Below are 14,968 nucleotides of genomic sequence, written 5' to 3'. Positions count from 1 at the left end.
TGCGAAGAGGCCCGTGACAACACCATCAATCTTCGTTGTTGTCGCGGGCCTCTTCGCAGCACAAGGCTGCTCCTACAGGGCTTGGGGTTGAGCGGGGATTTGACGCGTCTGTGGCTCGAATCAGAAGCTGTACTTGAAACTCGTCATCACATTGCGCGGGGCGCCATATACGCCGTAAAGGCCGGATTGGCTGTAGTACTCGCGGTCGAACACGTTGTTCAGGTTCACCGATGCACTCACGTGCTGGTTGATGTCATAGCGGGCCATCAGGTTGGTGACCGCGTAGCTGCCCTGACTGAAGGTGTGCAGGTCGGCGCCGACTTTGCTCTGCCAGTTCACCCCACCGCCGACCGTGATCTTGTCCAGTGGCCCATGTAGCCGGTAGCTGGTGAAGGTCTTGAAGCTGTTGCGCGGCAGGTTGGTGTTGATGCGCTGGTCGTCGGCGTCAGTGGTCACCGAATAGGCATAACCGGCCGATGCTTGCCAGCCTTCGGCCAGCTCGCCGTTCAGCTCCAGTTCGATGCCCTTGGAGGTGGTGTCCTGTTCGGCGCTGTAGACGTTGTCGTGTTGCCAGATGGCCAGGTTGTCCTGCTCCAGCTTGAACACCGCGAGGCTTGAGTTGAGCTTGCCATCGAGGTGGGTGCCCTTGATGCCGAGCTCGTAGCCGACACCTTCCATCGGGTCGAGCGGCTTGTTGCTCTCGTCGGTGACCCACGAGCCCTGCGGGTTGAAGATTTTGGTGTAGCTGGCGTACAGCGACCAGGTGTCGTCGAGGTTGTAGACCACGCCGGCATAAGGGATGAATACGCCGTTTTCCTCACGGTTCACTTCGGTTTCGTCGCCGCCATATGGCCTGTCCGAGGTGTCGCGCTTCCAGTTGATCAGGCGGCTGCCAAGAATCAGGCTGAGGTCGTCGGTCACGCTGAAGCGCGAGGTCAGGTACGCCGCGTACTGGTCTTCGTCGATTGATGACTTGCCGCTTTCGACGAAGTCCGGCTTGGCAGGCTTGCCGTCCCAAGTGAACAGGTTGTCGATCACACCCGCTGGCGAGCCGGCGTAGTCATAGCGCCAGCCGCCCCAGCTTGGGGTGTTTTCCCGGTATTGGGACAGGGTCATGCCGGTAATCAACTCATGGTCACGCCCGAACAGGCTGAACGGGCCGGTGACGTACAGGTCGAGGTTGTCTTGGCGTGGGGTGCCGGAAAAACGCACGGGCAACTGGGTCAGGCCGCTGCCCTCCGGGCTCAGCTCACCCATGGCAAAGTTGAACAGCTCGTCGAATTTGTTCTCCGCATGGGTGAGCTCGACCTTGCCGCTCCAGCCGTTGCCCAGTTGCTGCTCGATGGAGGTGAAGAAGCTGGTTTGCTCGTGATCGTTGTACGACCAGCTTGGCGCGGCATTGAGCGAGCGCTTGAGGTTGGTACGTTCACCTGTCGAGAAACGCGTAGGCAGGCCGGAGCGCAGCGGCGAGTCGATGTCGCTGCGCAGGTAGCTGAAGCCCACGGTCAGCAGGGTGTCTTCGCTGAGGTCTAATTCGGTGATGCCATACATCAGCTGCGATTGCTGGTTGTAGCGGTCAATCCAGGCTTTTTCGGTTTTGTAGTCGGCGACGAAGCGCCCCCGCACGTTGCCGGTTTCGGTCAGCGGCCCGGATACATCGAAACCGGTGCCATAGCGGTCCCAGTTACCCGCTTCGCCGGTGATGCTGGCCTGGGCGTCGGCGGTGGGGCGCTTGCGGATCAGGTTGATCGTCGCCGAGGGGTTGCCCATGCCGCTGATCAGGCCGGTGGCGCCGCGCACGATTTCGATGCGGTCGTACATCGCCATGCTCTGTGAGTAGTTGTCTAGGCGGGTACTGGTCGGCACACCGTCGACCTCGTAGTTCTGGATGGCAAACCCGCGCGACCAGTACGAATCGCTCTCCGAGCCCAGGCCATCGCGAACCACGGTGATGCCTGGCGCGGCTTCCAGCGCGTCGGTGAGGTTGGTCAGGCGCTGGTCATCCAGGCGCTGGCGGGTCATCACGGTCAGCGATTGCGGGGTCTCGCGGGGGGTAAGGTTGAGGCGCGTGGAACTGCTCGACGAATAGGTGGTGTAGAGCCCGCTGCCTTCGGTGGTCGAACCCGGCGCCTTGCCAGAGATGGACACCGCGCTCAGCTCCAGGGCCCCCGCGGCAGTGGCTTGCAGCGAATAGTTGCCGTTGACGCCGCGGCTGGCTTCAAGCCCAGTGCCAGCGAGCAGCATCGCCAGGCCTTGGTCGATATCGAAACGGCCCTGCAAGCCGCTGGTGCTGCGGCCCTCGGTCAATGCCGTGGGGTAAGACAGCAGAATGTGCGTGGTCTGGCCAAAGCGGGCCAATGCGGGCGCCAGTGGGCCGGCAGCGATATCGAAATCGGCCTGCGCCTGCTCGGCAGCGGTGGCCCAGCCGGGCGTCAGCAGCAGCGGGGCGCTTGCACTCATGCAAGCGATGCCCTGGACCACTGCGCCGGCAAGTTTTTGCGTAACCGATAACTGCCAGCCCTGGCGTTTGCGTGCGGTGCGATTCACGAGTGTTCCCCCATTGATTTGAAGTGCTGAGGGTTAAGTCTCGTGAGACGCGAAATCGGACCACCTCTGTGCAACTTTTTTTTCGTCAGGCCATGCGCGGCTTCAACGTCACCCAGTAGCGGGTGAAATGCTGCACGTCGAGCTGCAAGGTGTCCGCCACTGCGGTGATGATTTTTTCGGTGTTATCCAGCGGGAATGTGCCTGACACACGAAGGTCCGCCAAGGCGGGGTCGCAGGCCAGGTGCCCACGGCGATAGCGGCTGACGTCGTCGAGAAAGGCCGCCAAGCGTTGGCCTTGGGCAACCAGCATGCCTTGGCTCCAGGCCGGAGCGACGGGGGGCACGGACTGACGGTCGAGCACGCCCTGGCGGCTGAAGCTGGCCTGCTCCCCGGCACTCAGCAGAAGGGGCGGATGGGGCTGCAAGGCGGGTTGCACCGACAAGCTGCCCTGATACACGCTGACCTGGGTGAGCTCGGCGTGCAGCCTCACATTGAACTGCGCCAGTGTCGATGCGAGGCGGCCATGCACGGTGTCCACCCACAGCGGCCGGCTATCGGCGCGGGGCGAGCGGCTGATCAGCACCTCGCCGCGCAGCAACCGCAAGCGGCGTGCCTGATGGTCGAACGCCACATCAAGGGCGCTGTCGGTGTTCAGCTGTACCTGGGTGCCATCGGCCAGCGTCAAGCGCCGTTGCTCGCCAATGCGGCTGTGGTAGTCCGCGCGCCAGTCTTGTAACAGCGCGGCGTCTTTCAGGTACCAGGCGCCGGCACCTGCGGCCATCAGCAGCGACAGTTGCTTGAGCGCCGTGCGCCGCGACAGCTGCTGGCGTAGCGCCGCGTGGGCCAAGGGGCGTTGGCCTGGGCTGCGCATGTCCTGCATGCGTTGGGCGAACACCTGGGTCCGTTGCCAGGCGTGCTCGTGCAGCGGGTGCGCTTGGCGCCAGCTCATGCAGGCGGCCAGGGTGGCAGCGCTGACGGCCGGCTCTTGCAGTTCGAGGTGCCACTGCATGGCCTGCTCGGCCACCTCGCCGGGGATCGACGCTGAGCCCTGGCCGTTCATGGCAGGTCCAGGCTGTGATCGAGCATGATGCACAGGGCGCCTGCCTTGACGATGTAGCGCTTCACCGTGGTAATCGACACGGCCAGCCGCTCGGCAATGTCCGCGTGCCCCAGGCCATCCACCTGCGACAGCAGGAACGCCTCGCGCACCGGGCGCTCCAGGCCGTCGAGGGCGGCGTCGAGGGCGATCAGGGTTTCCAGCAGGATTGCCTGGGTTTCCAGGCTGGGCGCGACCTGTTCGGGCAGGGTCGCCAGCGCTTCGAGGTAGGCAAGTTCGAGTTTTTGCCGGCGAAAATGGTTGCACAAGACGCTTTGCGCCACCTTCGCCAGGAAGGTGCGGGGTGCATGCAACTGTGGCACGTTCTGTTTGTTCAACAGGCGCAGGAAGGTGTCTTGCGCCAGGTCCGCTGCGCTTTGCGAGCAGTTCAGCCGCAGCCTTAGCCAGCGCGTCAGCCAGCTGTGTTGCTGGCGATAGAGCAGGGCCACATCGCACAGAAGGGGATCAGGGGAAGGGAGCATGGAGTGCGGCCGCCGCAGGGGTCATTGTTGCAAACGATAATGCTTATCATATATACGGCTTGGGCAGCCCTGCAATACGCGCGCGCTGCAAATGCCTTGGCGGTCTCTGGTCCGATATAAAACTGCTGCCTATTGGGAAGGCGCACACTGGCTGTAGCTCAGATCATCTGAGCATTGAGAGGTGTGTATGACCACTGGCAAGCGCTTCACAGAGGCTGATGCCCCTGCTGTCGAACCAGGGCACGGCGAAGACTGGCCAACCGGGAAAGATGAAGACGATACCGAGGCGCAGACACCGACGGAAAGCCAAAGAGGTTCCGGCCATCCCGACCCGTCCAGAGCTTCTGCGGCAGAGCGGTACAGCTATCAGCCGAAGCAGAAAATCAGGCCTTAACGCTTGGCTAAACGGCAGGACGAACAGGCGGCAGGTAGGGAAGCAGGCGTTCGGTCTCTTTCCTGACCACCGCGTAACACTCGCAACTGAGCTGCTCCAGGTGTGCCCTGTCGAGCACCCTGATATGCCCCCGGTTGTATTCGATCACGCCCAGCCGCTGCAGTTTGCCAGCGGCGTCGGTCACCCCTTCGCGGCGTACGCCCAGCATGTTGGCGATCAGTTCCTGGGTCATGCACAGCCGGTCGCCCGGCAGGCGGTCCAGCGACAGCAGCAGCCAGCGGCACAGTTGCTGGTCGATGGAATGGTGCCGATTGCACACCGCCGTTTGCGCCATCTGGGTGATCAATGCCTGGGTGTAGCGCAGCATCAACATCATCAGCTCGCCATGGCGGTTGAACTCGTCCTTCAAACGCTGACATGGCAGGCGATAGGCATGCCCGGCGCTTTGCACGATCGCGCGGCTGGGGGTGCTTTCGCCGCCCATGAACACGGCGATGCCAACCAGCCCTTCATTGCCCACCACCGAGATTTCCGCCGAGGCGCCGTTCTCCATTACGTACAACAACGAGACGATCGCATCGGTGGGGAAGTAGACATGGCGCAGGGTGTCGCCGGACTCGTAGAGCGCTTTGCCAAGGGGCAGGCTGACCCGTTCCAGGTGCGGCTCCAACCGGGCGAACGTGTCCGCGGTCAGCGCGGCCAACAGGTGATTTTGCCGGGGGTTGGAGGTGGGTTGCATGCGCGGGACCGTCGGGGGCAGCGGTTGTCGCAACAAGGTTAGCCCCCACTGGCACGTGCTGCATACCCGTCGCCCTCAGTTGATGGGCAAAGGGGACGGCTGGTACTCGGCGATCACCTGGTGCAGTACGCCATCATCCTTGAGCGGCAGTACCGCTTGGGCCAGCCGCTGGCCGTCGAGGGTCAGGGTCAGTTCGGCATTAGCGCCGTTGCGTACTTCAATGCGATACGGGGTGCTGCCGAATCGGTAGTGCAGGGTGTAACCGGGCCAGTCCGCTGGCAGCAGCGGCTGAATCCGCAGGGTGTCCCCGCAGCGTTGCAGGCCCAGCAGGCTCTCTACGATCAGCCGGTACATCCAGCCAGCGGAGCCGGTGTACCAGCTCCAGCCCCCGCGCCCTGCGTGGGGGGCGACGGCGTAGACATCGGCGGCCATCACATAGGGCTCGACCTTGTACGTGTCGATCAACCCATTGCTGCCCTGGCGCACCGGGTTTATCAAGCGCAGCAGTTCCCAAGCCTTGGCGGCATCGCCCAGGCTGGCATAGGCCATGCTCGCCCAGATGGCCGCGTGGGTGTACTGCCCGCCATTTTCGCGCACGCCAGGCAGGTAGCCTTTGATGTAGCCGGGGTCGAGGTCGCCGTGGTCGAAGGGTGGGGCGAGCAGCTTGACGATGCCGATGTCGCGGCGCACCAGGTGTTTGTCCAGCGCGGCCATGGCGGCCCGTGCCCGTCCATGCGGGGCAACCCCGGACAGCACTGCCCAGCTCTGCGCCAGCGAGTCGATGCGGCACTCCTGGTTGCTGGCCGAACCGAGCACCTGGCCGTCGTCGAACCAGGCGCGGCGGTACCAGCCACCGTCCCAGGCATGTTGCTCCAGGTGCTCGGCAAGGGTGCCTGCCTGGCGGCTGCACTGCAGGGCGAAGGCGCTGTCGCCGTGGCCCAGGGCGACGCTGGCGAACGCCCGCAATACTTCGTGGCCGAAGAACCCCAGCCACACGCTTTCGCCCAGGCCTTGTTCACCGACGCGGTTCATGCCGTCGTTCCAGTCCCCGCTGCCCATCAACGGCAGGCCGTGAACCCCGTATTGCAGGGCATGCCCGAGGGCGCGCTGGCAATGCTGGTACAGGCTCTCGACCAGGTTCGCCTGGGTGGGCAGGTCGTAATAGGACTCTTCGCCGGCATTCAGCGCACGCCCCTGCAGGTACCCGACCGGCTCGTCCAGCACCGCGTGGTCGCCTGTCAGTGCCACATAGCGGCTGGTTGCCAGCGGCAGCCACAGCAAGTCGTCGGAGCAGCGGGTACGCACCCCGCGCTGCAGCGGTGGGTGCCACCAGTGCTGCACATCGCCTTCGGCATACTGGTGCGCAGCGCACGCCAGCAGGTGCTGGCGGGCCATGGCTGGGGTGGCGTGGAGCATGGCCATGCTGTCTTGCAGCTGGTCGCGAAAGCCGATGGCGCCGCCGGACTGGTAAAAGCCGCTGCGCGCCCAGAAACGGCAGGCAATCACCTGGTACAGCAACCAGCCGTTGGCCAGCACATCCAGGGACGGCTCGGGGGTTTCGATCTGCACGCTGCCCAAGGTGTCGCGCCAGTAGGCCTGGACCTTTGCCAGAGCGTCCAGGGCCGCGCGCAGCCCTCGGTATTGCTGCACGCAGTGGCTGGCGGCCTCGGCGTTTGGCCCGGCACCCAGGCGGAACACCAGGTCGCGGCTTTCGCCCGCTTGCAGCAGGACGCTGACCTGCACGGCCGTGCACGGGTCCAGCCCGGCGCCCGTGCGCCCTGACAGCCGCGCCTGGCGCAGGCCTGCCGGGGCTTGGCAATCGCCATTGCGCCCGAGGAATTCGCTGCGGTCACAGGTAATGCCATACAAGGGCAGGTCGCAATCGACAAAGCCCACATGCCGGGCGAACGCCTCGGCATAGCGGTTACGGGCAAACACGGCGCCGCTGGCCGGGTCGATTTCAGTCACCACGTGCATGGCCGACTTGCTGCGCAGGTCGCCCAGCACCCACTCGACAAAGCAGGTCACCGACAACCGTCGCGCCTGCGTCGAGCGGTTATGCAGCTTGAGCCGACTGAACTTGATCGGCGCATCCAGCGCGACATACACCCACAGCTCGCTGTCCAGGCCGTCGTCGGCGTATTCGAAAACGCTGTAGCCAAAGCCATGCCGGGTGCGATAACGGCCAGGGCCTGGGCAAGGCATCGGGGTGGGCGACCAACACTGCCCGCTGTCTTCGTCACGCAGGTAAAGGGTCTCGCCGCTGGGGTCGCAAACCGGGTCGTTGTGCCAAGGGGTCAGGCGGTATTCGTGGGCGTTCTCGTACCAGGTATAGGCACTGCCGGCCTCCGACAACACGCTGCCAAACTGCGGGTTGGCCAGGACATTGACCCACGGCGCCGGGGGTGGCAGGCCATCAGCGTGGGCGATGACGTACTCACGGCCATCGGCGCTGTAACCGCCGTAGCGGTTGCCCAGCACCCGCGCCGGTGCGTCTGCCAGCGAGCGGCTATCGGGTTTGCTCGGGGGGTAGGCCAGGGTCGCCTCGAACACGGCGGGGGCAGGCGGCGCGTGGCGGTGATGCAATTGCTCGGCCAGCGTGCCGTGGCTGTCGCTGAGCACCAGCCGCGCCACCGACAGGGTAAGGGTGCGGTCCTCTGCCGACAGTTGCTGCGCCGGGCGCACGAAGATCCCGCCGGGGCGATCGAGCAGCGCAGCCTCGCTGCCGGAGGTGACGATGCCCATGATCTGCTCCTGCAATTGTTGGCGATAACCGGCCTGGTCTTCGTTCCAGATCACCAGGTCCAGCGCCAGGCCCTTCTGCCGCCAATAGGCATGGGCGAGCACCATTTGCTTGACCAGGTGCAGGTTGGCCGGGTCAGCGATCTGCACCAGCACGATTGGCAGGTCCCCCGATAGCCCCTGGCCCCACAGGCCCGACTGGCTGCGCCGGTTGCTGGCCAGCAGGGCGCCGCTGGCCCGCAGCGCCGCGTTGGGGTAGAGCACCGACGCGGCCATCTGCTCGAACAGCCGAGCATCGTTGAGCGACCCATTCAGCTGACGCAACTGCACCTGGCTGTGTGGCCAGGCCAGGTCGAACACCCGGTCGGCCAGGTGCCGATCGCGGTACCTGGCGATCTGCTGCAGGCAGGCGTCGCGGCTGTCGGTCACGCCGGTGACCAGGTCGACCGTGGCCTTCTGGCCAGGCGCCAGGCTGATGCGGCAGCGAATTGCCACGATCGGGTCGAGCACTGCCCCGGCACTGTCGGACAAGGCCTCGGTGTGGCGGTCCAGTGCCGCCGGGGCCACCAGTGTGCGGCCACGGCCGATGAAACGCGCACGGTCGGTTTCGTAAGACACCGCATCGATGTCGGCGCCATGCACGGCCAGCACATGGCACATCCACGGCACCGCGTCCTGCTGCGAGCGCGGCCGCCGGGTGCAGATGATGGCCTGCAGCGGGCGGACCAGTTCGGTCTGCACGAACAGCTTGCTGAATGCCGGGTGCAGGGCATCGCTGAGCGCCGGTGCCAGCACCACTTCGGCGTAGCTGGTCAGCTCCAGGGTGCGCGGCTGGTCACTGTGGTTGGTCAGGTGCAGGCGTCGCAGTTCGATGTCGTCTTCGGGGGACACGGCTATTTCGGTATGGCAGTCGAAGTCGTTTTCACGGATGCGGAACTCGGCGCGGCCATCGCTGAAAATAGCCTCCTGATTACTGCCGCGGTGCCGCGTGGGCTGGTAAGTGGTTGACCAGAATGCACCGCTGGCGACGTCCCGCAGGTAGCAGAAGCTGCCCAAGTCATCGCGGGTGGCGTCTTCGCGCCAACGGGTCACGGCCAAGCCATTGCGCTGGCTGTAGCCACTGCCGACATGGTTGACCATGACGTGGTAGCGGCCATTGGAAAGCAGTTGCACGGCGGGGTGGCGCCGGTTCGGTTCGCTGAACACCCGTAGCCGGGTTTCGCCTGTGTGGCCTGCCGCGTCCACGGCCGGTGCCTGCAGGGTATGCAGGTACGGCGCGGCGGTTTTCGGCACGCGTTCCTGTAGCAGCAGCAGGCTGGCCTGGCATTGCGGGTCGGAGGTGAAGCGCCGTTGCATGGGTTTGTCCAGCAACAAGGAAGTCAGGGCCAGCAGGCTCATGCCCTGGTGGTGAGCCATGAACGAGCGGATCACCACGGCGCTCTGGCCCGGGGGGAGGCGCGCCTCGCTGTAGTCAATGGCTTCGTACAGCCCGAAGCGGCCAGCCAGCCCCAGGGTGCTCAGGCGTTGCAAGTTACGGCAGGCGGCGCCCGGCGCTACCAACAGGGCCAGCGCACTGGCGTAGGGGGCGACCACGCGTTCTTCGCCCAGGCCGCGTTTGAGGCCCAGGCCGGGTACGCCAAACGCCCGATATTGGTAGTTCAGGTGAGCGTCCAGGGCGTTGTAGGCCGACTCAGAAACGCCCCATGGGATGCCCAGCAGGTTGCCGTGGTCGATCTGCCGTTCGACCGCGGCGCGGCAGGTCTGGTCGAGCAAGGTGCCTTCGTAGCTCGGCATCACCAGCAGCGGCATCAGGTATTCGAACATCGACCCCGACCACGACAACAGCACCGGCACGCCGGCATTGCTGGTGAGTAGCCGGCCCAAGGCGAACCAACTGGCCTGGGGGACTTGGCCCTGGGCGATGACCACGAAGTTGGTCAGGCGCATTTCCGAGGCCAGCAAGTCGTAGAACGCGGCGTCCAGGCGATGTTCATCGGCGTTGTAGCCGATGGCGAACAGGTCGCGCTGGGTGTCGTAGAGGAAGCTGAAGTCCATGCTGGCGATGGCGGCGATCCGCTGCGCCAGGCTGTGCGCTTGCTCGATGCGCTGGCAGGCCTGCGTGCGGACGGTGGCCACGGTCAGGCGTTCGTCGGCGGGCCAGTGGTCCGGCTCTAGCTGCGCAAGCTGGCGCCAGCTCAACGCGGCCTGAAGCGCCGGCGCATTGCCGGGTGGCAGTTGCAAGGCGTGCAGTTCGCCAGCCAGGTCCAGGCATTGCTGATGCAGGGCCTCCAGCCAGAACAGGCAATCGTCGGCCTCAGTAATGGGCGGGGCGTATTGCTTGATTAGCCCTTGTACTTGCTCGGCGAGCTGTTGCATCAACGAGGCAGGCAACGGGGCCGGTTGCTCATGGGCTTGCCGCAGCTGTTTGCCCAGCGCTTCCAGCGGTTCGCCAGCCCGGCCTGCGGTGGCGAACGTTTCGTGCAGGATATCGAGCGTGTCCAGCAGGCCCTGGCTCAGGCGGCGGTCGAGCACGGGGGTATCGGCCATCGCCAGCAGCCCAGGCTTGAGCGTCAGCAGCAGGGCCGCCAGGTTGCCGCTGTCCACCGCAGAAATGTACAGCGGGTGCAAGGGCGCGCGGGTCTGGGTGTCGTACCAGTTGTAGAAGTGCCCCTTGTAGCGCTCCAGGTGGTCCAGGTTGTCGAGCATCTGGGTCAGGCGCTGGAACAGGCGGCCGGCCGTCAGGTAACCAAAATCATGGGCGGCCAAGTGCGAGAGCAGGGCCATGCCGATGTTGGTCGGCGACGTGCGGTGAGCGATGTTGGGGAAGGGCGGCTCCTGCAGGTTGTCGGGCGGCAGCCAGTTGTCGGCAGGGCCTACATGGCGGTCGAAGAAGGCCCAATTGCGCCTGGCCAGCCGGTGCAGAAAACACAAGTCCTGGGGCTGCGGTGCAAACACGCTGCGCCCGCGCGTGCGGCTCAGCCACCAGGCCAGGGCCGGGCCAAGCAGCCATAGCGCTAGAATGGGCGACGCCAGCAGCAGGACACTGGGGTGTAGCGCCAAGGCGCCCGTCAGCAGCAGCACCAGGGCGGGCTGTACCCATTGCTCGCGATACACCGCCTGCAGGGTATCGGCACTGTTGCGTTCATCCTCCCGCGAAGGGTTCCACTGCAGCAGCCGGCGTTTGCTCACGGTCAGCCGCCACAGCGTGCGGGCGATGGCATCCAGGCTGTAGCGGGTCTCGAACGGCAACCAGGCCAGCGACAACCCGGCCCGCACGAAGTAGATGCCCGAGGTGTGTAGGGCAGCAAGCAGGTGCTCGGCCAGCGGCACATCGGTGGTTTTGCGCACCAGTTCGAGCAGCGTGTCCAGCAGTGGGCGGGTCAGCAGCAGGCCCAGCAGCGCGACGGTCCACAGCAGCGGCGTGGTGCTGGCCAACCAGCCCCACAGCAATGCCGTCAGCAGCGCGGCCGGCTCCAGGCTGCGGCGCAGGTTGTCGAAGATCTTCCACCGCGACAGCGCGCTCAGCGGGCGCTGCGCCTGGCCTTCGACGCCGGTGCGCAGCCACGGCACCAGCCACGGCAGCAGTTGCCAATCGCCGCGTATCCAGCGGTGGCGGCGCTTTACATCGGCGCTGTAACGCGCCGGATACGCCTCGAACAACTGCACGTCACTGAGCAGGCCGGCATGGGCGTAGCAGCCTTCGATCAGGTCGTGGCTGAGTACACGGTTGTCGGCAAAGCGCCCGTCCAGGGCCCGCTCGAAGGCATCCACGGCGTAGATGCCCTTGCCAATGAAGGAGCCACTGAGGAACAGGTCCTGGTACACGTCCGACACCGCCAGCGTGTAAGGGTCGACCCCGGCATCGCTGCCGAACAGGCGGGCGTAGGGGGAGCGCGACACGCTGGGCAGGCTGATGCCGACCCGTGGTTGCAGGATCGCGTAGCCTGACTGGATTCGGCCGCTGTCGGCATCGAAGCAGGCGCGGTTCAAGGGGTGCTGCATGGCACCGACAAACTTCTGCGCCACATCGCGTGGCAACTGGGTGTCGGTGTCCAGGGTGATGACGTAGCGCACCCGATCGAGCGTGCGCAGGTCGCCGACGATGCGCATGAAGCACTCGGCCCCGCGTCTGCGCAGCAGGGCATTGAGCGCTGCGAGCTTGCCGCGCTTGCGCTCGTGGCCCATCCAGCATCGTTCGGTGGGGTTCCACAGCCGCGGCCGGTGCAACAGGAAGAAGCGCTCACCGTATTTCTTGTTCAGTGCACCAATACCGTCACTGGCGAGGTCGAGCAGGGCCGTGTCTTCGGCGCAGGTTTGTGTGGGGGCGTCCATGAAGTCGCTCAACAGCGCGAAATGCAGGTGGTCATCACGGTTGGCCAGGTAGCGCACCTCAAGGCCTTCGACCAGCTCTTCGACGTCGGCCGCGTTGCCCAGCAGGCTCGGCACCACGACCAGGGTGCGGGCCTCGACGGGAATCCCCGCGGCGTAGTCCAGCCGTGGCAGAAACGCAGGCTTCACGGTCAGGGTCACCAGCCAGTTGACCAGGCCGATGGCAAGCCGGCTGGTGGTCAGCAGCACGGGAAGGGCCATGGCCGCCACTGCCCAGGTAGGCCAGCCCTCGGCGGCCATGCCCGCGACGAAGCCCCAGGCCAGCAGGCATGAGAGCAGTGCCGACGGCACCAGGTAGAACGCCAGCGGTGCTCGGTGCAACAGGCGCTGCCAGCGCTCGGCAAGCGCCACCCGCGCCCCCAGGCGCTGTTCCAGCAACGCCAGGCCAGCGCCTGCCAGGTAATAGCCGACGTGGGCTGCCTGTGAGTGCGACGTCGCGCTTGCGGCACGCGCCAGTTCGATGGCGGTGTGGGCCACCTGTTCTTCACTGAAGGCGCTGTGCCGCGCCAGCCGTTCGACGATGTGCCGATAGTGATCACGGCTGGCGAAGTCCATGGCTGCGTACACGGCGGCGGGGTCTTGGCCGAGTACGTGCTCGACATGGCTCAGGTGTTCGACGAACAGCCGCCAGTCCACGGTCGACAGCAGCCGCAGGCTGCCGATGCTGTTGCTGATGGAGACCTGGTCGATGGCCTGCTGTTGCGCATCGAGCTGCACATGGCGCTCGATGCTCATTGCCGACTCGCCCAGCAGTTGCTCGATCCAGGCCAGTGGCTGGGTCAACGCGCTGCTGTGGCCCTGCAGCCGCCTGGCCAGCTCGGCGACGAAGGCGGCGGTCATTGGTGGCTCCGAGCGGGCCATGTCGGCCACCACCAGCACCACGCTTTTGGCATCGCGTTCGGCGGTTTCGCTGAGGGTGTCGGCCCAGCCATTGGCCAGGTCGCGGTCCGCCCCGTTGGCCATGACCCGGGCGGCCACGCGGCGCAGGTTCTCGATCAGCGCCAGCCTCAGCATGATCGGGATCGCCCAGAGCTCGCCCAGGGTCAGCGTGGCGGTTTGCTGATAGGCCTCGACAAAGTGACTCAGGCTCTCGACGTCGACCCGGCCATCGCCGTGGCAGATGGTTTCCAGTGCAATGTCATAGACCCGCGGCAAGCCGCTTGAGGCGCCATTGTCTAGCCGGGGCAGTTGCAGGCTGTAATCGCTGGGCAGGTGGCGTTTGGCGATGCGGATATGGCTTTCGACCAGGTAGAAGTTGTCGAGCAGCCACTGCGCGGCAGGCAGCGTCGGGCGTGAGTCGGGCAGGGCGGCGGCGAGGGCGGTACAGCTTGCGTAGAGCATGCGTTCGTTATCGGCCAGGCGGTCGAGCAGCGAATCGTCGGCAGGCAACTGGCTCAAGCGGTGCTGGCTGGCGAGCCAGGTGCCGTGTTCGGCCAGTTGCTTGGCGCTGTACAGCTCCGAGCGCAGCAGGCTTTCGTAGGTGAACGCGTGCCGTGGCGCGCGCCAGCGCCGGGCACGGTTGGCCAGGCGTTGCACGTAGCTGACTGCGCGAAGCCAAGGGTTGTCCATGGGTGTCGGGTGCCGTGAGCTGACCGGTAGATAAGCAGTGTGCGTGGGGCAGGCAGGCTGGGTCTGTACGGTAGCGAACAGACCCGCCCGGGTAGAGGGCACATGCTGCTCCTGCCTCCCGTTGAACCTGTTCCGCCATAGGAGTTTGCCCCGTGCTTTCCCTCGCCCTGATGCCCCCTTTATCGGCGCCGATGTACAAGCCGACCGTGTCGCCCCAGCAGATGCTGGGCATGGTCTGCCATGACCTGCGTGCACCGCTGCAGGCCGTGAGCATGGCTGCAGAGTTGCTGTCGCGTCGCCAGCACACTGCCGATACGCTCAAGCTGCTGGGCACCATTAGCGATTCGGTGGCGCGGGCTCAGCGGCTGGTGGCGGACCTTCTGGACTACACGTTGCTGCAAGAAGGGCGAGGCATCGCCCTGCATCCTGTGCTGTGCGACCTGTCAGAGGCTGTTGCAAGGTGCGTGGAAGAGCTGCGCCTGACCTGCCCCGATTACCCCTTGATTCACCTCCACCTGGGCGAGCGCAGCGCCCTGTTCGACAAGGACCGCCTTCATCAAGCCGTCAGCAACCTGGTCGCCAATGCCGTCGCCTATGGCGAGCGCGGTGCGCCCATACAAGTGACATCGCGCAGTTATGGGCGTGCAGCTACCGTGAGCGTACACAATTGGGGCGTACCCATCCCTGCCGAGCTGTTTGGGCGCCTGTTCGAGCCGCTGGTACGCGGCCAGCAACGGGCTGCAAAGGCCGGCAGCATTGGGCTGGGGCTGTTTATTGTCAGGCAGATAGCCCAGGCGCATGCAGGTGAAGTTTCGGTCACATCGACCGAGCAGGCGGGTACTACCTTCTGCATCACCCTGGCGATACCGCTCCCGCAGTGATTACATGACCCGCCCTTTGTAGGAGCAGCCTTGTGCTGCGAAGAGGCCGGCGACAGCACCGTTGATCTTCGCAATGTTCACTGGCCTCTTCGCAGCACAAGGCTGCTCCTACCGGGAAGTGTGCAGCCT

At 65.3% G+C, this 14,968-nt stretch carries 6 protein-coding genes; 1 reads left to right on the top strand and 5 read right to left on the bottom strand.

The window, feature by feature from the left end; genetic code table 11:
* Positions 1–120: 120 nt before the first annotated feature.
* From GIB19_RS26590 to GIB19_RS26570, 5 genes are all read right to left on the bottom strand, one after another.
* On the bottom strand, positions 121–2,460 hold the full coding sequence (locus tag GIB19_RS26590; RefSeq protein ID WP_274888672.1) for a TonB-dependent siderophore receptor: 2,340 nt from the start codon (positions 2,458–2,460) through the stop codon (positions 121–123).
* Positions 2,461–2,632: 172 nt separating this feature from the next.
* The gene (locus tag GIB19_RS26585; RefSeq protein ID WP_099429764.1) at positions 2,633–3,607 is read right to left on the bottom strand and encodes a FecR domain-containing protein; all 975 of its coding nucleotides are present in this window, start codon (positions 3,605–3,607) and stop codon (positions 2,633–2,635) included.
* Complete coding sequence (locus GIB19_RS26580) at positions 3,604–4,125, bottom strand: sigma-70 family RNA polymerase sigma factor (RefSeq protein WP_274888648.1); 522 nt, start codon at positions 4,123–4,125, stop codon at positions 3,604–3,606. Before GIB19_RS26580 ends, GIB19_RS26585 begins: the two co-directional genes overlap by 4 nt.
* A 401-nt stretch (positions 4,126–4,526) precedes the next feature.
* On the bottom strand, positions 4,527–5,258 hold the full coding sequence (locus tag GIB19_RS26575; protein WP_027596240.1) for a Crp/Fnr family transcriptional regulator: 732 nt from the start codon (positions 5,256–5,258) through the stop codon (positions 4,527–4,529).
* A gap of 75 nt (positions 5,259–5,333) precedes the next feature.
* A complete protein-coding gene (locus GIB19_RS26570) occupies positions 5,334–13,958 on the bottom strand; it encodes a GH36-type glycosyl hydrolase domain-containing protein (protein WP_274888647.1) in 8,625 nt (2,874 codons plus the stop codon).
* 152 nt (positions 13,959–14,110) lie between these two features.
* Between GIB19_RS26570 and GIB19_RS26565 the strand changes: the two genes are divergently transcribed.
* Positions 14,111–14,839 (top strand): sensor histidine kinase, encoded by a 729-nt coding sequence (locus GIB19_RS26565; RefSeq protein WP_274888646.1) that lies wholly within the window; start codon positions 14,111–14,113, stop codon positions 14,837–14,839.
* The last annotated feature ends 129 nt before the right edge of the window (positions 14,840–14,968 follow it).

Origin of the sequence: Pseudomonas sp. ITEM 17296, assembly GCF_028895205.1 — a bacterium.
GTDB classification, from domain to species: Bacteria; Pseudomonadota; Gammaproteobacteria; order Pseudomonadales; family Pseudomonadaceae; genus Aquipseudomonas; species Aquipseudomonas kermanshahensis.
This window is presented reverse-complemented; position numbering and strand designations above follow the sequence as displayed.